At 67.6% G+C, this 19,500-nt stretch carries 15 protein-coding genes; 1 reads left to right on the forward strand and 14 read right to left on the reverse strand.

Translation table 11 applies throughout. From position 1 onward, the window contains the following. Nucleotides 1-15: 15 nt before the first annotated feature. The 12 genes from ilvC to CPY97_RS10815 form a co-directional block, all read right to left on the reverse strand. Nucleotides 16-1,041: a ketol-acid reductoisomerase gene (gene ilvC, locus CPY97_RS10760; RefSeq protein ID WP_096422625.1), complete on the reverse strand. Its 1,026-nt coding sequence runs from the start codon at nt 1,039-1,041 to the stop codon at nt 16-18. 73 nt (nt 1,042-1,114) lie between these two features. Further along, complete coding sequence (gene ilvN, locus CPY97_RS10765) at nt 1,115-1,624, reverse strand: acetolactate synthase small subunit (protein WP_096422627.1); 510 nt, start codon at nt 1,622-1,624, stop codon at nt 1,115-1,117. 5 nt (nt 1,625-1,629) lie between these two features. Further along, the gene (locus CPY97_RS10770) at nt 1,630-3,438 is read right to left on the reverse strand and encodes an acetolactate synthase large subunit (protein WP_096422629.1); all 1,809 of its coding nucleotides are present in this window, start codon (nt 3,436-3,438) and stop codon (nt 1,630-1,632) included. Nucleotides 3,439-3,489: 51 nt separating this feature from the next. Continuing rightward, nucleotides 3,490-5,184 (reverse strand): dihydroxy-acid dehydratase, encoded by a 1,695-nt coding sequence (gene ilvD / locus CPY97_RS10775; protein WP_096422631.1) that lies wholly within the window; start codon nt 5,182-5,184, stop codon nt 3,490-3,492. Nucleotides 5,185-5,193: 9 nt separating this feature from the next. Then, a complete protein-coding gene (gene mnhG / locus CPY97_RS10780; RefSeq protein ID WP_231923929.1) occupies nt 5,194-5,694 on the reverse strand; it encodes a monovalent cation/H(+) antiporter subunit G in 501 nt (166 codons plus the stop codon). Further along, on the reverse strand, nt 5,691-6,002 hold the full coding sequence (locus tag CPY97_RS10785) for a monovalent cation/H+ antiporter complex subunit F (protein WP_096422635.1): 312 nt from the start codon (nt 6,000-6,002) through the stop codon (nt 5,691-5,693). The genes mnhG and CPY97_RS10785 overlap by 4 nt, the downstream gene beginning before the upstream one ends. Further along, nucleotides 6,002-6,586: a Na+/H+ antiporter subunit E gene (locus tag CPY97_RS10790; RefSeq protein WP_096422637.1), complete on the reverse strand. Its 585-nt coding sequence runs from the start codon at nt 6,584-6,586 to the stop codon at nt 6,002-6,004. The genes CPY97_RS10785 and CPY97_RS10790 overlap by 1 nt, the downstream gene beginning before the upstream one ends. Beyond that, nucleotides 6,583-8,196, reverse strand: a complete 1,614-nt coding sequence (locus CPY97_RS10795; RefSeq protein WP_096422639.1) for a Na+/H+ antiporter subunit D — start codon at nt 8,194-8,196, stop codon at nt 6,583-6,585. Before CPY97_RS10795 ends, CPY97_RS10790 begins: the two co-directional genes overlap by 4 nt. Beyond that, nucleotides 8,193-8,684, reverse strand: coding sequence for a Na(+)/H(+) antiporter subunit C (locus CPY97_RS10800; protein ID WP_096422640.1), 492 nt, complete (start codon nt 8,682-8,684; stop codon nt 8,193-8,195). Before CPY97_RS10800 ends, CPY97_RS10795 begins: the two co-directional genes overlap by 4 nt. Next, on the reverse strand, nt 8,681-11,614 hold the full coding sequence (locus CPY97_RS10805) for a Na+/H+ antiporter subunit A (protein WP_096422642.1): 2,934 nt from the start codon (nt 11,612-11,614) through the stop codon (nt 8,681-8,683). The genes CPY97_RS10800 and CPY97_RS10805 overlap by 4 nt, the downstream gene beginning before the upstream one ends. Nucleotides 11,615-11,683: 69 nt before the next feature. Further along, entirely contained in the window at nt 11,684-12,487 is an 804-nt protein-coding gene (otsB, locus tag CPY97_RS10810; RefSeq protein WP_096422644.1) for a trehalose-phosphatase, read from the reverse strand. Continuing rightward, nucleotides 12,484-13,911: an alpha,alpha-trehalose-phosphate synthase (UDP-forming) gene (locus tag CPY97_RS10815; protein WP_096422646.1), complete on the reverse strand. Its 1,428-nt coding sequence runs from the start codon at nt 13,909-13,911 to the stop codon at nt 12,484-12,486. The genes otsB and CPY97_RS10815 overlap by 4 nt, the downstream gene beginning before the upstream one ends. Before the next feature lie 228 nt (nt 13,912-14,139). On the opposite strand from CPY97_RS10815, the gene CPY97_RS10820 reads away from it, so the two are divergent. Beyond that, nucleotides 14,140-14,538, forward strand: a complete 399-nt coding sequence (locus CPY97_RS10820) for a sugar phosphate isomerase/epimerase family protein (RefSeq protein WP_096422648.1) — start codon at nt 14,140-14,142, stop codon at nt 14,536-14,538. Between the two features lie 10 nt (nt 14,539-14,548). Here the strand turns inward: CPY97_RS10820 and CPY97_RS10825 are convergent, their stop codons facing one another. Both CPY97_RS10825 and CPY97_RS10830 read right to left on the reverse strand, forming a co-directional pair. Continuing rightward, nucleotides 14,549-16,633: a hypothetical protein gene (locus CPY97_RS10825; RefSeq protein ID WP_096422650.1), complete on the reverse strand. Its 2,085-nt coding sequence runs from the start codon at nt 16,631-16,633 to the stop codon at nt 14,549-14,551. Further along, nucleotides 16,630-19,497 (reverse strand): MMPL family transporter, encoded by a 2,868-nt coding sequence (locus tag CPY97_RS10830; protein ID WP_096422652.1) that lies wholly within the window; start codon nt 19,495-19,497, stop codon nt 16,630-16,632. Before CPY97_RS10830 ends, CPY97_RS10825 begins: the two co-directional genes overlap by 4 nt. Between the last annotated feature and the right edge of the window lie 3 nt (nt 19,498-19,500).

Below are 19,500 nucleotides of genomic sequence, written 5' to 3' on the forward strand. Positions count from 1 at the left end.
GGTGAACGCGATTGTCTAGCGCGCGGCCGAACCCTCTGTGTAGTCGGCGTCCTGCTGCTTCCACGCGAAGAGGGCGCGCAGGCCGCGGCCGGTCTCCTCGATCGGGTGCTGGGCGGCCTTCTCGCGCAGCTGCTGGAACTCGACGGCCCCGGCATCCTGGTCGTCGATGAAGCGCTTCGCGAACGCGCCCGACTGGATGTCGGCGAGAACGGCCTTCATGTTCTCCTTCACGCTCGGGTCGATGACGCGCGGGCCCGACACGTAGTCGCCGTACTCGGCGGTGTCCGACACGCTCCAGCGCTGCTTGGCGATGCCGCCCTCCCACATGAGGTCGACGATGAGCTTCAGCTCGTGCAGCACCTCGAAGTAGGCGATCTCGGGCTGGTAGCCGGCCTCGGTGAGCACCTCGAAGCCGTACTGAACGAGCTGCGAGGTTCCGCCGCAGAGCACGGCCTGCTCGCCGAACAGGTCGGTCTCGGTCTCTTCCGTGAAGGTCGTCTTGATGACGCCGGCGCGGGTGCCACCGATCGCCTTCGCGTACGACAGCGCGGTGTCCCACGCGGTGCCCGAGGCGTCGCGCTCGACGGCTACGATGTCGGGGATACCGCGGCCGGCGACGAACTCGCGGCGCACGGTGTGGCCGGGAGCCTTCGGGGCAACGAGGATCACGTCGACGCCGCCTGGCGCCTCGATGTAGCCGAAGCGAATGTTGAAGCCGTGCGCGAAGGCGAGGGTCTTCCCCTCCGTCAGGTTGTCCTTGATCGACTCGGCGAAGATCGCGCGCTGGTGCTGGTCGGGCGCGAGGATCATGATGAGGTCGGCCCACGCGGCCGCGTCGGCGACGCTCAGCACGCGGAAGCCGTCGTTCTCGGCCTTCGGCTGCGACTTCGAGCCCTCCTTCAGCGCGATGACGACCTCGACGCCCGAGTCGCGCAGATTCTGCGCGTGGGCGTGGCCCTGCGAGCCGTAGCCGACGATCGCGACCTTCTTGCTCTGGATGATCGACAGGTCGGCGTCCTTGTCGGTGATGACGGAAGTCATGCGGGGATCTTCTCCTTTGGGATCTTCTGTGCGGAATCGGGCGGATGTTCGGGGCTGGCCCCGCGCATCCGGTTCAGTTCTTGAGAACGCGCTCGCTGATGCTCTTGCCGCCGCGGCCGATCGCGAGGAGGCCCGACTGGGCGATCTCCTTGATGCCGTACGGCTCGAGCACGCGCAAGAGCGCCTCGACCTTCTGGGTGTCGCCGGTGACCTCGATGACGAGGGCGTCGGTGGCGACGTCGACGACGCGGGCCCGGAACAGGTTCGCGGCCTCGAGAATCTGCGAGCGCGTGGAGTTGTCGACGCGCACCTTGATGAGCATGTGCTCGCGCTGCACCGACTGGCTGGGGTCGAGCTCGACGATCTTCAGAACGTTGATGAGCTTGTTCAGCTGCTTCGTGATCTGCTCGAGCGGCAGGCCCTCGACCTCCACCACGACGGTGATGCGCGAGAGTCCCTCGATCTCGGTCGTGCCGACCGCGAGCGAGCGAATGTTGAAGCCGCGGCGCGCGAACAGGCCCGCGACGCGGGTGAGCAGGCCGGGCTTGTCCTCGACGAGCAGGGAGAGCACGTGATAGGTCATCTTGGTTACTCCCTGTCCCACTCGGGGGCGTGATCGCGGGCGTACTGCACCGACGAGTTGCCGACGCCCTGCGGCACCATCGGCCACACCATCGCGTCGCGGCTGACCACGAAGTCGATGACGACGGGGCGGTCGTTCGTCTCCATGGCGAGCGTGATGGCGGGCTCGACCTCCTCCTTCGTCGTGACGCGAATGCCGAGCGCGCCATAGGCGTCGGCCATCTTCACGAAGTCGGGAACCATGACGGTGTCGTGGCCCGTATTGAGGTCGGTGAACGAGTGGCGGCCGTCGTAGAACAGGGTCTGCCACTGGCGCACCATGCCGAGCGACGAGTTGTTGATGACGGCCACCTTGATCGGGATGTTGTTGATCGTGCAGGTGGCGAGCTCTTGGTTGGTCATCTGGAAGCAGCCATCGCCATCGATCGCCCAGACGAGGCGCTCGGGCTCGGCGACCTTCGCCCCCATGGCGGCGGGAACGGCGTAGCCCATCGTGCCGGCACCGCCCGAGTTCAGCCACGAGCCGGGTCGCTCGTACTTGATGAACTGGGCGGCCCACATCTGGTGCTGGCCGACGCCCGCGGCGTAGATCGCCTCGGGGCCCGACATTTCGCCGATCTTCTCGATGATCCACTGCGGCGACAGCAGACCGTCGTCCGGCTCGGTGTAGCCGAGGGGGTACTGCTGCTTGAGCGTCGAGAGGCGCTTCCACCAGTCGGCGTAGTCGGGTGTGGTGTCGACCGCAGCCTTCTGGAAGGCGGAGAGGAGGTCGGCCAAGACCTCACGCGCGTCGCCCACGATGGGCACATCGGCGGCGCGGATCTTGCCGATCTCGGCCGGGTCGATGTCGATGTGGACGATCTTCGCGTGCGGGGCGAACTCGCTGACTTTGCCGGTCACCCGGTCGTCGAAACGAGCGCCGATGGCGACGAGCAGGTCGGCCTCCTGCAGGCCGAGCACCGCGGGCACCGTGCCGTGCATGCCCGGCATGCCGAGGTGGTGCGGGTGCGAGTCGGGGAATGCCCCGCGCGCCATCAGCGTCGTGACGACGGGGGCACCGGTGGCCTCCGCGAAGGCCAGCAGTTCGGCGTGGGCTCCGGCGCGGATGACGCCGCCGCCGACGTACAGCACCGGCTTGCGGCTTTCGACCATCAGCTGGGCGGCGGCCTGGATCTGCTTTCCGTGCGCCTTCGTCACCGGGCGGTAACCGGGCAGGTCGATCTTTGGCGGCCAGAGGAACGGTGCCGTCTTCTGCTGGGCGTCCTTCGTGATGTCGACGAGCACGGGGCCGGGCCGGCCGGTCGTCGCGATGTGCACCGCGGCGGCGAGCACGCCGGGCACGTCGGCCGGGTCGGTGACGAGGAACGAGTGCTTCGTGATCGGCATCGTGATGCCGGTGATGTCGACCTCCTGGAACGCGTCCGTTCCCATCGAGGTCGAGAAGACCTGGCCGGTGATCGCGAGCAGCGGCACCGAGTCCATGTGGGCATCCGCGATCGCGGTCACGAGGTTTGTCGCGCCGGGGCCCGAGGTGGCGATGCAGACGCCGAGCTTGCCGCTCGCGGCGGCGTAGCCCTCGGCCGCGTGGCCGGCGCCCTGCTCGTGGCGCACGAGGATGTGACGAATCGAGGTTGATGCCATCAGCTCGTCATAGAACGGCATGATGGCGCCGCCGGGCAGGCCGAACACGTCGGTCACACCGAGCTTCTCGAGGCTGGCAAGGATCGCACCCGATCCGGTCAGCAGCGGGGGCTCGGTGGATGCCGGGCGCGCGGGAGGTGCAGGAGTCGGCACGGGGGTCGATTCCGTTGGCATGGATATCAGCTTCCCTGACAGGTTGGCGATCGGGCGATGTACGGCCCGCAGTTATCCCGTCACGGCGCCCTGAGAGGCGGAGCGCACCAGTTTGGAGTACTTGGCAAGGACCCCACGGGTATAACGCGGTGGCAGGGGCGCCCAGTCGGTGCGGCGCGCCTCCAGCTCGGCTTCGTCGACCAGTAGGTCGAGGGAGCGAGCAGCGATATCGACCCGGATGAGATCACCATCGCGCACGAAAGCAATAGGACCAGCGTCTACTGCTTCGGGAGCTACGTGGCCGATGCACAGTCCGGTTGTGCCGCCTGAGAATCGACCGTCGGTCAAGAGTAGTACATCTTTTCCGAGCCCCGCGCCCTTGATGCGAGCCGTGATCGCCAGCATCTCGCGCATACCGGGACCGCCCTTCGGCCCTTCGTAGCGAATGACGATGATGTCGCCCTTGTTGATCTGGCCGGCAGCGAGAGCATCCATCGCGGCACGCTCACGCTCGAACACGCGAGCTGGCCCCTCAAAGACCACCGAATCAAACCCAGCGGTCTTGACAACCGCCCCCTCCGGCGCCAACGATCCGTGCAGGATTGTGATGCCGCCTGTCTGGTGGAAGGGATTGTCAAGCGAACGCAGCACCTTGCCGTCAAGGGGCGCGGGATTGAGCGCTTCAAGGTTCTCGCGCATGGTCTTGCCCGTCACCGTCAACGCGTCCCCGTGAAGCAAACCCTCATCGAGGAGCGCCTTCATGAGAACGGGAAGACCACCCTGTCGATCGACATCGTTCATCAAGTAGTTTCCGAACGGCTTCACGTCGGCAATGTGGGGGACCTTGTCGCCGATTCGGTTGAAGTCAGCGAGCGTCAGAGGAACTTCCGCCTCATTCGCGATGGCCAGAAGGTGCAGGACGATGTTGGTCGAGCCGCCGAGCGCCATACCCACAGCAATCGCGTTCTCGAACGCTTCCATCGTGAGAATGTCGCGGGCTGTGTGACCCCGCTCAAGCATTCCGACGACCGCTTCTCCCGATCGATGAGCGAAGACATCCCGCCGACGATCAGCTGACGCGGGGCTCGCCGAGCCCGGCAAACTCATGCCCAGCGCTTCCGCAACGCTCGCCATCGTGTTCGCGGTATACATGCCGCCGCAGGTTCCTTCGCCGGGCGCGAACGAGCACTCGATTCGATGAGCATCTTCCAGCGACATGGTGCCCGCCTGGACGGCGCCAACCGCCTCGAAGCTGTCAATGATGGTGATTTCCTTTTCTGTACCGTCACTCAGCTTCACCCAGCCAGGGGCGATGGAACCGGCGTACAGAAAAACGCTTGCGAGGTCGAGCCGAGCGGCGGCCATCAGCATTCCCGGGATCGACTTGTCACACCCCGCAAGAAGAACTGAACCGTCAAGCCTTTCGGCCTGCATGACCGTCTCGACGCTATCGGCGATGACCTCGCGACTCACGAGCGAGAAGTGCATACCCTCGTGCCCCATCGAGATGCCATCGGAGACACTGACTGTCCCGAACTGCAGCGGATACCCACCTCCCGCATGCACACCCTCTTTGGCGGCCTGCGCGAGGCGCCCAAGCGAGAGATTGCAGGGCGTGATCTCATTCCATGAACTGGCGATACCGACCTGAGGCTTGTCCCAGTCGTCGTCACCCATACCCACGGCGCGGAGCATGCCGCGCGCCGTCATGGCCTCGATTCCATCGGTAACGACGCGGGAACGGGGCTTGCGATCGACTTCGGTCATAGTCCGATTCTAGAGTGAGCCACGACCCTCGTCGTCGCGCCGAGAACTGACCTGATCGTCTCGGGACGGCAGGCGTCGGCCTCCGAGTTCGGGGGCAGGCTCCGGGAAGGCGCGCTGTGCGCGTTCAAGGTCAGCAGATAGCTCGTCGTCAACAAGGGTGCCCGGGTCGAACGTGCCGGTTCGATAGCCGGCACGACCCACCATGTGGGCGACAATGGGCGCTGTCAGCATCTGCAAGACTACGACCGGAATCAGCAGCAGCAAGACTTGCCAACTGCGCGCGCTGACGGCGATGGCGAGCACGATCGCGATCAACCCGAGAATCTGCGGCTTTGTCGCAGCGTGCAGGCGTGCGAGAGCGTCGGGGAACCGCAGCAAGCCGATCGCCGCCGCAAGCGACAGGAAGGCGCCGAGGCCCAGCAAGACGGCGGCGACAAGATCGAGCAGGTCGTCGAACGGTTCGGTATCGGCCGTGCCGATGACCCCCTGGGTGAGCACCTCGATCATCATGCTCCTTCCGCACCGGTGACGCCGGGTGCTTCCGATGGCTCGGCGGGCCTCGTGACGAATCGACTCACCGCGACCGTTCCAAAGATCGCTGTGGCGGCGAGGATGACCATGAGCGGAACGGTACGGGTGTGGCTGTTGATCGCCATTTCGGCGCCGATCACGAGCATCAGCGTGGTCAAGATCACGTCGGACGCGATCATGCGGTCGAGGATGCTCGGGCCCGTGATCACGCGCCAGAGGCACAGCACGGCGGTCGCCGCCAGCATGGCACCAGAGACCCACAGGAGGATCGCCGTCGCAAGCCCCATCACCGCACCGCCTCCCACTCGTCTCGCGCGCCGAGGGCCCGCACCAAACGACGCTCGGTGGCGAGGATGTTCGCCTTGGCCAGTGCGACGTCTTCGTGGGAGTCGGCGCCGAGGACGTGAACATACAAAATGGCATGTTCTCGATCAACCTCGAGGATGACGGAACCGGGCACCAGCGAAATAGCGATGGATGTGCCAGTCAGGATGAAATCAGATCGCGTGCGCAGGTGCACCTTCACGATCGCGCTGCGTTGAATGCGCCGGCTGAAAACGGCTAGGAACGCGACCTGGAAGGACGCCGTGACCAACTGACCGAAGAACACCGCCAAGAACACGACGAACCAGACGGGATTGAACCGGGGCGCCAGAATGACGCGGGGAAGATACAGAGTGCGCGTGACGAGGACGGCAATGACCACGCCCGTGAGGATGGTGAGTGGCGTGATCGATCCCCACAAGAGCATCCAAAAAGCAATGAGAGCCACGAGTAGCGGCGAAAGCTGCAGGAAAGTGATGGGGCGCTTGGGCTCAGCGGGCGGTTCGGGCGCGGAGGCCGGGCTCGGAACGCGGCCGTGATCGCTCATCGGTCAAGCACCTCCTCGATTACGTCGGTGGAGTTCGGCTCGGTGCCGCTCGGGAAGACGCTGAGAACGTAGCGCCCTGGCCCATCGAGGTTCTCGCCCGCCCGCTCAGCGACGCCGTACAGTGGGCCCGCAAAAACGGTGAGCGCCACTGACACGATGACCATCCCCGCCGTCGAAGCAGTCATCAGGAAGGGCGTCGTGCGGGCCCCGCTGATGGTGGAGGTGTCGAGCGGCGCCTCGTTCACGTGCTTGAGCAGGCGCGACGACCCACGCTCGACCTCGTCAGCACCGCGCCAGAAGGCGAGGTTCCAGACGCGAACAAGCGCGTATAGGGTAAGCAACGAGACGAGCGCACCTCCGCCGAGCAGGATGTACGCAAGCGCGTCGCCCTGAGCCGCCGTCGCTTGAAACAGGGCGAGCTTGCCGATGAACCCTGAGAACGGGGGGATGCCGCCGAGGTTGAGCGCCGGAATAAAGAAGAGCAGCGCAACGAGCGGGGCGCTCGCGAGCAGACCCCCGATGCGGCTGATCGAGGTGGACCCGGCCTCGCGTTCTATGAGCCCCGCCGCGAGGAAGAGGGTGGTCTGCACGACGATGTGGTGGGCGATGTAGTACACGGCCGCGGCCGTGCCTTCGGCGGTTCCCAGCGCCACCCCGAGAATCATGTAGCCGATGTGGCTGACGAGGGTGAATGACAGAATCCGCTTGATGTCGGCTTGGGCGACCGCACCCAAGGCCCCGACGACCATGGTCAGCAACGCGAGGACCATGAGCGCCGGGTTGAGCTCTTCCCCGGGGAAGATCACCGTTTCTACGCGGATGATCGCGTATACGCCAATCTTGGTAAGCAGGCCCGCAAACGCGGCCGTCACGGGTGCTGGCGCACTGGGGTAGCTGTCGGGCAGCCAGAACGATAGGGGGAACACGGCCGCCTTGATACCGAAGGCCACGAGCAACATGACGTGAAGAACGATTTGTGTGTCGATCGGAATGTCAGCGATGCGGATGGCGATCTGGGCCAGGTTCACCGTTCCGAGGGCGCCATAGACCATCGCGATCGCGGTGAGGAACAACACGGATGACACAAGGCTCACAACCACGTAGGTCACACCGGCGCGAATACGAGACTCGGTGCCGCCCAGGGTGATGAGCACATAGCTCGACACGAGCAGCACCTCGAACCCGACATACAGGTTGAACAAGTCACCCGCGACGAAGGCGATCATGACGCCCGTCGTCAAAATTAGATAGGTCGGGTAGTAGATCGACACCGGAGTCTCGTCGTCGCCGTCGGCGAGACCCTGTCCGATCGAGAAAACCAGCACGGCAAGCAACACGATCGCCGAAATGAGCACCATGAGTGCGCTCAGACGGTCGACCACAAGCACGATCCCGAACGGGGCCTGCCAACTCCCAACCTCGACGACAACCGATCCGCCAGCATCGACCCCCATGAGGAGGGTCGCACCAACGAGAACGACAGCCACGAGCGCGATCAGCGCAACGATTCGCTGCGCGCGCGCGCGCCGGCCCACAACCAGCGTCACACCCGCCGCGACAAGCGGAATCAAGACGACGAGGGGAACGAGAACACCCAACCCGGCCGTCATCGCGTCTCGCCCCGTACGGTGCGCTCAGCGACCTCGGTGCCCGGCACAGCCTCGGTCGGGTCGAGCGGGTCGGGAAGAAACTCGGTGGTGGCCTCGTCCGGAGCCGTCTCCTCAACGGGCACAACCTGCGCTCCGGTGCGCAGGGCGAGGTCGTCGGCGTCGTCGTCGAGGTCGTCGGCGTTGGCGAGGCGCCAGCTACGGTAGATGAGAGCGAGCATGAATGCCGAGACGGCGAAGGTGATCACGATGGCGGTCAACAGCAGTGCTTGTGGCAGCGGATCGGTGTATTGATCCGCGTCGGCTGCGGGATCCTCGATGATCGGCGCGATTCCCTGTGCCCCTGCCATAAGGATGATCAACAGGTTCGCGGCGTTACCCACGAGCAGGAAGCCCAGTACGACACGGGTGAGGCTGCGCTCGAGCATCAGGTAGATACCGCAGGCAAACAGCACAGCCATGACAATGACGAGGGTGAGCGAAAGGGTCATCGTGCGCCCTCCGATGCGCCCAAAGGCGCCGACGCGTCTCCGCCTACAGTGAGCGCCTGGCCACCTCGGCCCTGCCTGTCGACCTCTGCCCCGAGACTGCGCAACACGTCGAGCACGAGACCAACCACGACGAGATAGACGCCAATATCGAAAATCGTCGAGGTCACGAACTCGACGTCGCCGAGCAGCCACAGATGACCCTCGAAATACGTGCTTGTCATCACCTCCGCACCGACGAAGAGTGGGGCAAGCGCGTAGCCGGTGGCGATCAGGATGCCCGATCCGAGCAACGCTCCGGCGCTGAAGGGGGCAGCGGCTCCGAGTTCGTAGCGGCCACCCGCCAGATACCGTGCAACGAGCGCGAGACCCGCGACTAGGCCGCCCGCGAAGCCGCCGCCCGGCAGATTGTGCCCCGCGAACAAGAGGTAGAGAGACAGAACGATGACGGCGTGGAACGTCAGCCTGACGACCACTTCCAGCAGGATCGATCGGTTACGCGGGTCGAGCGTCGGCCCGGCAAGAATCCAGGCGCTACGCTGCGAGCCGCGAGCGTCGCGCGCGAGTCGGTCTCGCACGGTTCTTTCGAGCTCGGCACGCGGCACGCGCGGGAGCGAGTCAGTGCGACCGCGCAAGAACAGCAGACTCGCCACACCGGTCGCCGCAGCGATCACGACGGCCAGTTCACCCATGGTGTCCCACGCGCGCAGATCCACTAGAGCGACATTCACGACGTTGGCACCGTGGCCGATCACGCGGCTCAGCGCTGGCCACGCCGCCGAGATCGGTTCGGCCGTGCGGCTCGCCGACGCGACCAGTGCAACGAGCGCCATGACCACACCGACCGAGATGCCGATGATGGCGCGCAGCAGTTTGTGGGTACTGCCGTGGCGGTCGCCCAGGCGTGCCGGCAGTCGGCGCAGCACCAGAACGAACGCGATCAGCGTGACGATCTCGACGAGTGCTTGGGTGATGGCCAGGTCAGGCGCTCCGCCCATCGCGAAGATCGCCGTCATGCCAAAGCCCGTGACACCGACGACGATGAGGGCGGCAAAGCGCTTCTCTGCGCGAGTGGCAGCGATCGCCGCACCGATCATGACGGCTCCGACCGCGACTTGCGCAGGGGTATCCCAGAGGCGCACGTCGGTCGGCCAGGTGTCGGTGAACACAAGCGCGGCGCCCGTGCCGAGCACAAAGACGCTGAGAATCACCGCGAGGTAGAAAGGCAGCGAACCGCGCTGGGTCAGGGTGGTGACGCGGTTGGCGATTCGGTCAACCCCACTCATGGTGCGCCAGTAGGCGTCGGAGGCATCAACCCCCGTTGCGAGGCGCGCCTGAAGGCGCTCGACGCGCGTTCGGGCTAGGAACATGCCGATACCGCCGGCAATCGTCAGAATCGACAGTCCGAGCTCGAGTCCGACGCCGTGCCAGAGTGCGAGTTCGTATTCGTACGCACGCGGTCGAGCGGGCGCAAGTGCAGCGACCTCTCGCAGGCCACGATGAGCGAGAGCTGCGAGGGGCCCGAGAGCAAGTGAAGCTGTCGCGAGCACCGCCGATGCGACCGTCATCGACGGTCGCGCGCGCACATCATCGGCGAGGGCCATGACCCCGGGTTTGGTACGGAACGCACCCCAGAAGAAGCGCAGGGCGTACGCGACCGTCAGGGTTGATCCCAGCACCACGCCGATCAGCGCGGCCAAGGCGACGGGGTCACCCGCCCCGTCGGCGGGCGCAGCAGCGACGAGCAGCCCGTGCAGCACGGCTTCCTTGGCGACGAAGCCGAACAGGGGCGGCACGCCGGCCATCGACGCGAGTAGCAGGGCGGCGATGCCCGCGACGACGGGCATTCGTCTGCCCAGCCCGGTGAGGGCTCGCAGGTCGCGCGTTCCCGCCTCCACGTCAATGATTCCGACAATGAGGAAGAGGCCCGACTTGAACAGGGCGTGCGCGAGCAGCAGCGCCGCAGCGGCGAGCGCCGTGTCTCGCGTGCCGTAACCACTGATCACGACGAGGAACCCGAGTTGGCTCACCGTGCCGTAGGCGAGCAACAGCTTGAGGTCGGTTTGCCGCAGGGCTGCCCAACCTCCGAGCACCATCGTCGCAACTCCGAGCGCGACGAGCGCGAGCCGCCAACCCGGCACATCGGCGAATGCCGGTGCAAGGCGAAGTACAAGGAAGACGCCGGCCTTCACCATGGCCGCCGCGTGCAGGTAGGCACTCACCGGGGTCGGCGCCGCCATCGCCCCGGGAAGCCAGAAGTGAAGAGGAACGATTGCGGATTTCGAGAGCGCGCCGACGAGGACCAGGAAAATCGCCGTGGTCGTCAGCGCACCCGATGGTGTCTCGGTGAGAATCACCGGGATGCTCGATGAGCCCGCCTGAACGGCGAGAATCACGAGACCCACCAGCATGACGAGGCCACCGACCGTCGTCGTGATGAGGGCCTCCAGCGCTGCCCCTCGACTCGCTCGACGGTTGGTGTAGTGCCCGATGAGGAGGTACGAGAACACGCTCGTCGCCTCCCACATGACGAACAGCAGATACACATCGTCGGCGACGACGAGCCCGTACATCGCGCCCACAAAGGCAAGGAGGACGGCGGCGAAGCGCCCGACAGTGGGGTCGGTGGGTCGGAAGTACGTGCCGCAGTAGAGCAGGACGAGGGCTCCAATGCCCGTCACGATGAGGGTCAACAGCCACGACAGCGCGTCCATGCGCAGATCGAGGGTGAGCTGCAACTGCGGAATCCACGAGAGCCGCTCAACGGGCGCGTCGGCGACCGATGTCAGCACGGCGGGGCTGAGAGCCAGCGTGTGAATGAATCCACCTAGGGCGACAGCGGAGGCGACGAAGAACACCCTGCCACCCATATACCGGGCGAGGAATGGAACGAGAACAGACGCCAGCGCGAGCACCGCGAGCACGACGATCATTCGTCCTCCTCGCGAGTTGTGGGGGTTGTGGCCGAGAAGCGCGGAGGGTGCCGACCTCGAGACAGCAGTCTACGGGTGCGCCGACCCCCCTTGCGCGGGCTCGGCCCTGAGAGACGCCAACAGGCGCAAGACGTCAGACATTCCCTGCGGATCCGACACGCGGTGTGACGCAACCGTCGGGGCAGCACCAACCTTGATGCCGAGATCATCGTGCGTCAGCATGGCCAGAGCGTCTTCGTCGGTGACATCATCGCCGGCGAACAGAACCGCGTCCGGTCGAAATTCTTCACGGAGCACGGCGAGCCCGTCGCCTTTGGTCGCGTCGCGCACCGCGAACTCGATAAGGTTCTTCCCATCGCGCACCGTCAGGTCGGGGTCGGCTCGTCGCGCCGCCTCGCGGACGGTTTCCGTGAGCGCCCGAGCAGACGGAGGATCGACTGTTCGGGTATGCACGGCGAACCCCGCAGGCTTTCGCTCGATCCACGCACCGTCTACCATCTCGACGAGTGGCGCGATCACCGCCCGAAGCGCGTCGACGCGAGCGCGATCCGCGGGGGTCGCCGCTGGCCGCACATCGTCAACGGCAAGTCGCACCTCCAACCCGTGCGAACCGACGAGCGGAACACTACTCGGCACCCGCCCCGCCCGCGCCAGGCTGTCGAGCGACCGCCCGGAAACCAGGGCGACCACGGTGTTCGGTGCCGCAGCGAGGTCGCGGATCGCCTCGTGGGCTTCCGGCAGAGCACGCGCCTCATCGGGCACGTCGACTTCCGGCGCCAGGGTGCCGTCAAAGTCGAGGGCGACGAGCACGCGCGGGAGGGCCGCGAATCGGGTGACCGCCTCAATCAGGGCGGGGTCAAGGGCGACGCTCATCGCGCATCCCGAATGGCGTCGAGTTCGGTGAGGAACGACGCCGACCAGCGAGCCACATCGTTCTCGCGAACACGCTTGCGCAAAGCCCGCATGCGGCTCGCGCGTTCCTTCTGCGGCATGGAGGCGGCGACGAGCATCGTCTCCTTCAGACCATCGATGTCGTGCGGGTTGACGAGGAGCGCGTTCTTCAGCTCGTCGGCCGCTCCGGCGAACTCGCTCAGGATCAGCACCCCATCGTTATCGTGGCGACAGGCGACGTACTCTTTCGCAACCAGGTTCATGCCATCGCGCAACGCGGTCACGAGCATGACGTCGGCGGCGAGGTACAGCGCGACCATCTCCTCGCGCGGATAGCCGTGGTGCAGGTAGGCGATCACCGAGTTGCTGATCGTCGCGTAGTCGCCGTTGATGCGGCCGACGGTCAGCTCGATCTCATCCCGCAGCTGCATGTACGCCTCGACGCGCTCGCGGCTGGGGCTCGCGACCTGCACGAGCACGCTCTCTCCGGCGCGGGTGCGTCCGTCGCGCAGGAGCTCGCCGAACGCCTTCAGGCGGTGGCGGATGCCCTTCGTGTAGTCGAGCCGGTCGACGCCGAGGTAGATGGTGTCGGGGTTTCCCAGTTCGTCGCGAATCTCGGCCGCACGCGCCTGGATGTCGGGGCGCCGCGCCATCTCCTCGAACATGGCCGCGTCGATGGAGATGGGGAAGGCCTTCGCGATCGCCGTGCGGGGCGCGGCGCCCTCGGCGACGGGCACGCGCACCTCGTTGCCCTTCGTGCTGGTCGCGCCGAACAGTCGGCGAACGGCACGCGTGAAGTTGCCGGCGTCGGCGACGCGCTGAAAGCCGATCACGTCGGCGCCGAGCAACCCCTCGACGATCTGCTTGCGCCAGGGCAGCTGCGCGTAGATGCCGTAGGGCGGGAATGGGATGTGGTTGAAGAACCCGATGATCAGGTCGGGGCGCAGCGCTCGCAGCATCTTCGGCACGAGCTGCAATTGGTAGTCCTGCACCCAGACGGTCGCGCCCTCGGCGGCGATCGCCGCACTCGCCTCGGCGAAGCGTCGATTGACGCGCACGTACGCATCCCACCACTCACGGTGGAAACTCGGGGGCGCGATCACGTCGTGGTACAGCGGCCACAGGGTGTCGTTGCTGAAACCCTCGTAGTAGTCGGCCACCTCATCGGCACTGAGCGCGACGGGTACGAGATACGTGCCATCGGCGCTGAACGGCTCGAGTTCCAGGTCGGGCTTGCCCGCCCAGCCGACCCACGCGCCATCGGATGCACGCATCACCGGCTCGAGGGCCGTCACGAGGCCACCGGGAGACCGCTGCCAGCGCTCCGTGCCGTCCGGGTCGACGACCCGGTCGACGGGGAGTCGGTTCGATACGACGACGAAGTCGTAATGGTGGCGATCGGTCATGCGCTGGCTCGTTCCTGCCGCATCGGTGGCGGTGTTCGGGGGCTGCTCGTGAATCCGACGTGACCGTATCAGCCGAGATTCAGAGTTCTCTCAGAGACCAGGTGCGGGGCGCAGTGTTGCCCGCCGTACAACCCCGCGTTTTAACTCGCCGCCGAGTGTGGCTACGACGGCGTCGAGGTCATAGTCACCAGTGACCGGGCGACGCAATCGGCTCGAAGCCTCACCCACGTGCGCACTGGTTCAGCGCGCGATGTCTTCGCTCCGAGTTGGAATCCCGGTGAGCTCGATATCGACGCACTGACGCTCGACTTCTCCCACGCAGGTATGAGCGGCAGGCCCGCGAGCGAGCTCGCCGCGGCCTGGGGCGATCGGCTTCGGCACGTGCACCTGTGCGACTCGAGCAGGGATAGTCCGAAAGGTCCGCTGGTGGACGAGCACCTGCCCCCGGGCCACGGAGTGCAACCCGTCGACGACGTCCTGCGGGCGCTGGCCGATCACCATTTCGACGGCCTCGTCGTCGCCGAGATCACCACGCGGCACTGCGGCCGCGATGAGCAGATGCGCGCGACGGTGCTCGCGGAGACCCTGCAGTTCGCTCGCACTCATCTGCGCGTGGACGCCTCCTGACGGCGTCGGCTCACCCGGCCGCGTAGGCGGTGCGCACGGCCTGCGAGCGCCGACGCCGCGCTGCGAGCATGCTCAACAGCATCGCTGCGACGGTGAGCAGCACGCTCACGACGAGGGCGGCGATCACACGGCCGGCGTCTCCCCCGGCGAGTGCCGCGAGCATCCCATCGGCGACGATCGGGATTGGCAGCACCGCAGCGAGCGCGGGGAACGGCGCGACGAGGGCATCGACGGGAATGACGACTCCCACGACCACCGCCTGTACGCCGAGCAGCACGAGCGAGCCGATCACGGTCGCCGTCCTGCCGAGCGCGAGGGACGCGGCTAGGTGCAGGGCGGCGAAGGCAAGCGACGCGACGAGCGCGAGGCCGAGCAGCGCGGGCAGCGTCGACCATGCTGCTCCGGCGAGCAGCGGAGCGAGAAGCGCGACGAGCATCCCCTGCGCCACCGCGACCCCGGCCATGGCGGTGACCCGTCGTCGTAGCTGGGCACGAGCACCGAGGGCCGAGCCGACGAGCGCAGCGCCGCCCCGCGGCGCCGCGACGGCGGCGGCGAGCGCGCCGAGCCAAAGGGCGATCGGAGCGAGCACCGCGACGATGACGCCCCCGATCCCGTCGACCGCGTTTACCCGCTGGTTCTCTAGCGCCACCGGGCTGAGAAGCACTGCCGGGTCAAGGTCGTCGGCGCTCGGAACCTCCGCGGCACCCTCCGTGAGCCCCGACCCTAGTTCGTCGGCACCGTCGGCGAGCTGGCTCGCCCCGTCGGCCGCCTCCGCGGCACCGTCGGCGATGAGCGTCGCGCCGTCGGCGAGCGCCGTGGCGCCCGACGCGGTCTGGCCGACACCGCCTGCCAGCTGGTCGAGGCCGCCGGCCAGCTCGCCCAGACCGTCGGTGAGCCCGTCCAAGCCCCCGACAAGCGGGGCGCCGCCTGCGGCAAGCTGGGATGCGCCGTCGGCGAGCGGCGCCCCGTTATCGGCGAGCACTCGCGCACCAGCGGCCGACTCGGCAACCCCGCCCGGCAGGGCGACGAGTGCGGACTCGGCCTGCGACGCGACCTGACCGGACGCCGTGGACAGCTGAGTAGCTCCGGCGGCGAGTTCCCCGAGGGCGAGGATCAGACCCTGCTGCTGCTCCTCCGGAAGCCCGGGGGTCGCCAGCGCGCTCGCGATCACGCTCAGGTTGTCGGCCAGCAGGCCCCACTGCTCGTCGATTCCGACGACGGCGGCGCCGAGCGTGGGCAGTGGCTCCACCTCGGCAGCGAAGGTCTCAAGACCCGCGGCAAGCTGGTCAACCCCGCCGACATAGGCCGTCACGCCGTCGGAGACTCCTTCGACGCCGCCGACGTAGTTCGCGAGACCGTCGGCCAGCTGACGAGCGCCGTCGCTCGATTGCGCGGCACCGCCCGCCGCCTCGCGCGTGCCGTCGGCGAGAGCGCCCAACCCGACACCGAGTTCTCGAGCACCGGAGCCGATTCCGGCCGCACCCTCCCCCAGCGCCGCGACGCCGTCAGCCAGCTCGCGCGTTCCGTCGGCGAGCTGACTCGCACCGTCTCCCGCCTCGGCGAGGGCCGTTCCGAGATCGCCAAGCCCGCCGACGACCCCAGCGAGCACCTGCTCGGTGATCTCCGCACCGAACTGCGCGACGAGCCCCTCGCCGAGCGCCTGCGTGACACTGCCGGCGAGGTAACTGTGGGCGTCATCGGTCTGGATGCGAATGGTGGCAATGCGGGCATCCGGTTCACCGAGCGTCGCGATTGAGGCCGAGAAGTCAGACGGAATCGTGACCACCGCGTACACGTCGCCGGCGGCGAGCGCACGTTCGGCTTCCTCGGCGCTCGTGGGTTGCCAGTCGAAGCCCGGTGCGTCGGGGCCCGTGAGCTCGGTGACGAGCAGGCGCCCGGCGAGAATCAGTTGCTCCTCGCCGTCGGGCCCGACCGTTGTGACGAACTCGTCGTCGTTCACCACGGCGGCGGGGATGCGCGCGAGCGGGTCGTCGCTGCCGCTTCCGAGAGCGGCGAGCGCCACCCCGACGATCGCGGCGGGAACGAGGGCCGCGGCGGTGAGGGCCGCGACGACGCGGGAGGGTCGGCGGGTCATGAGGAGGTCGCCTCCGAGTCGAGAATGCGAGTGGTCGGTGTGGGGCGCAGGCGGCCGGCCGCGCGGCCGTCCGCGGGAAGCGCAGCGATGTGGTCGCCGACGAGGATGCGCGCCGCTGTCGGCGCCGCGACCCCCAGCAGCAGGTCGGCGGCCGTGACGGTCGAGGGCGGCAGGTGACCGGCATCGACGAGCACGATCGGCGCCTCGTCGATGGCGCCGAGGGCGGCTGCGACGAGCGCGCGCGTGTGGGGGTCGAGCGCGGCGAGTGGAGCACCGGGGTCGACGCGCTGGATGACGCGCGCAAGCTCGGGCTCGTCGGCCGCACGCAGTCGAGACCCGAGCGACGACAGCCAGCTGTCGACGGTGCGCCGCGAGCGGGCTGCCGCCAGTCGCTCGCCGGCGAGGGTCGCCAGCGTGACTCCGGCGGGCAGCCGCACGGGGTCGAGGTCAACGAGGGTCACGCGACGCGCGACGCGGGAGGGCTGTGACGGCAGGAGCCCGTCGGCGACGCGCGCACGGCCACCGGCGACGGGCACGTAGCCGGCGAGCGCGGCAAGCAGCGGGCGCCGGGATGCCGCGTCCATCGTGAGCGCCAGGCGCGCCCCGGCGGGCACGTCGGCATCGAGTACACCATCGACGCCCTCGGCCGCGAGCCCGTCGACGACGAGAATCGACGATGCGTGTTCGGCCGCCCAAACTTCGGCTTCGCGGTGCGCTCCGAGCGCCTCCCCCTCGATGTCGAGGTTCGGCAGGGCGCGATCGAGCGGCCGCGGGAACCACCAGCCAGCCTTTCCGAACAGCGTCATGAGGGCGGGCCCGAGCGTCATGCGCACGACGAAGGCGTCGACGGCGATACCGACGGCAAGGCCGAGCGCGACGGGCTTGATGAGGTTGAGCCCCTCGGGCACGAAGGCCGCGAAGACGAGGAACATGATGAGGGCGGCGGCCGTCACGACGCGGGCGCCGTTCGTGAAGCCCTCCTCGATGGCCTCGCGGGGACCCGCGCCGTGCACGTGCTGCTCGCGCATACCCGAGACGAGGAACACTTCGTAGTCCATCGCGAGGCCGAACAAGACGGCCATGAGGATGATCGGCATGAAGCTCAGAATCGGGCCGGGCTCGACGTGCAGCAGCTCGGCTCCGTATCCCCACTGGAAGACGACGACCGTGACGCCGAGCGCCGTGCCGACCGACAGCAGGAAGCCGAGCGCCGCCTTGACGGGCACGAGCACCGAGCGGAACACGGCCATCAGCAGCACGATCGACAGCCCGACCACGATAAGGGCGAATGGCACGAGCGCGTTGGTGAGCCGGTCGGAGATGTCGATACCGATCGCGGTGACGCCGGTGACGGCGATCGGGGTGCCGTAGCGAGCATCCAGTTCGACGCCGAGGGCGCGAATGTCGGCGACGACCTGCTTCGTCTCGGCCGCATCGGGCGCGGTCTCGGGCGCGACCCGGAAGATGGCGCGCTCGGTTCCCGGCGACGGGATGCCCTGGCTGACGTTCGCGACGCCCGGCACTCCTGCCAATTCGGAACGGATCGCGTCGAGGTCGTCGAGAATCTCAGTGGTCTGGGTGATGTCGACGGTGACGAGCAGCGGCCCCGCGGTGCCCGGGCCGAACGCGTCCGCGATGATGTCGTACGCCTCGCGCTGGGTCGTGCCCGTCGGCTCCTTGCCGCCATCGGGCAGGTTGAGGTCGAGGCTGAACGCCGGCAGCGACACGGCGCCCAACACGGCGACGACGCCGAAGGTCGTCAGCAGCGGCCGGCGCATAACCCCGCGCACCCAGCGGCGACCCATGGTCGGCTTTCCCCCCGCAACGGGATGCGCGCGGCGCCACGCCCGCGACCCCTCGCGCGGGATCAGGCGGTCGCCCGCAAGCCCCATGAGGGCGGGGAGCAGGGTCAGCGCGGCGACGACCGCCACGGCCACGGCAGCGGCGCCGCCGATGCCCATGATCGAGAGGAACGGGACACCGACGACGAGCAGCCCCGTGAGGGCGATGATGACCGTGCCGCCGGCGAAGACGACGGCGCTGCCCGCGGTGCCCGCCGCAACGCCGGCCGACTCGTACGGCGACATGCCCGTCGCCAGCTGCGTTCGGTGCCGCGACAGGATGAACAGGGCGTAGTCGATGCCGACTGCCAGCCCGATCATGAGAGCCAGCAGAGGGGCCGCGCTCGACACGGGCACGAGTGAGGCGATGAAGAAGATGCCGCCCATCGAGACGCCGACCCCGAGCAGAGCGCTCACGATGGGCATGCTGGCGGCGCGCAGCGAGCCGAAGGTGACGAGCAGGACGATGCCGGCGATGCCGACGCCGATCGCCTCGATGATCGAGATGCCGGGCACCTGGTCGGCGAAGATCTGCCCCGCGAACTCGACCCGGGCATCCCGCCCGTCGCCCGTCGCGACGACCGCCTCCAGCGTCTCATCGGTGATTTCGGCCTGCTGGCCGACCAGGGTGGTCTGGATGATCGCGACCGAGCCGTCGTCGCTCACCTGGTTGTCGGCGAACTCGTCGAACGGGCCGAGCACCTGATCGACGCCGTCGATGGCGGCGAGGTCGGCGGCGATGTCGGCGATCTCGGCCCGCACACTCGCTTCGTCGACGCGCTGACCCTCGGGCGCGACGACCACCGCCTGGATCGTGGCGCCCGACACCTGCGGGAAGAGTTCGCCGAGCTCGTCGAGGGCGTCCTGCGACTCGGTGCCGGGGATGGTGAAGGTGTCATCGGTCGAGCCCCCGAGCCCGAAACCGAGGCCGAGCAGGCCGATGGCGGCGAGCAGCCAGATGGCGAGGACAGTGCGGGCGCGCCGGTACGCGGCGCGGGCAAGACGGTAGAGCAGGGTCGACACGGC

Source organism: Microcella alkaliphila, assembly GCF_002355395.1.
In the GTDB taxonomy this organism is placed as follows: domain Bacteria; phylum Actinomycetota; class Actinomycetes; order Actinomycetales; family Microbacteriaceae; genus Microcella; species Microcella alkaliphila_A.

Excerpts from the sequence above, each read along its gene's own strand:
- ilvC (WP_096422625.1), bottom strand. The coding sequence starts at position 1,041 with ATGACTTCCGTCATCACCGACAAGGACGCCGACCTGTCGATCATCCAG.
- ilvN (WP_096422627.1), bottom strand. The coding sequence starts at position 1,624 with ATGACCTATCACGTGCTCTCCCTGCTCGTCGAGGACAAGCCCGGCCTG.
- CPY97_RS10770 (WP_096422629.1), bottom strand. The coding sequence starts at position 3,438 with ATGCCAACGGAATCGACCCCCGTGCCGACTCCTGCACCTCCCGCGCGC.
- ilvD (WP_096422631.1), bottom strand. The coding sequence starts at position 5,184 with ATGACCGAAGTCGATCGCAAGCCCCGTTCCCGCGTCGTTACCGATGGA.
- mnhG (WP_231923929.1), bottom strand. The coding sequence starts at position 5,694 with ATGATGATCGAGGTGCTCACCCAGGGGGTCATCGGCACGGCCGATACC.
- CPY97_RS10785 (WP_096422635.1), bottom strand. The coding sequence starts at position 6,002 with ATGGGGCTTGCGACGGCGATCCTCCTGTGGGTCTCTGGTGCCATGCTG.
- CPY97_RS10790 (WP_096422637.1), bottom strand. The coding sequence starts at position 6,586 with ATGAGCGATCACGGCCGCGTTCCGAGCCCGGCCTCCGCGCCCGAACCG.
- CPY97_RS10795 (WP_096422639.1), bottom strand. The coding sequence starts at position 8,196 with ATGACGGCCGGGTTGGGTGTTCTCGTTCCCCTCGTCGTCTTGATTCCG.
- CPY97_RS10800 (WP_096422640.1), bottom strand. The coding sequence starts at position 8,684 with ATGACCCTTTCGCTCACCCTCGTCATTGTCATGGCTGTGCTGTTTGCC.
- CPY97_RS10805 (WP_096422642.1), bottom strand. The coding sequence starts at position 11,614 with ATGATCGTCGTGCTCGCGGTGCTCGCGCTGGCGTCTGTTCTCGTTCCA.
- otsB (WP_096422644.1), bottom strand. The coding sequence starts at position 12,487 with ATGAGCGTCGCCCTTGACCCCGCCCTGATTGAGGCGGTCACCCGATTC.
- CPY97_RS10815 (WP_096422646.1), bottom strand. The coding sequence starts at position 13,911 with ATGACCGATCGCCACCATTACGACTTCGTCGTCGTATCGAACCGACTC.
- CPY97_RS10825 (WP_096422650.1), bottom strand. The coding sequence starts at position 16,633 with ATGACCCGCCGACCCTCCCGCGTCGTCGCGGCCCTCACCGCCGCGGCC.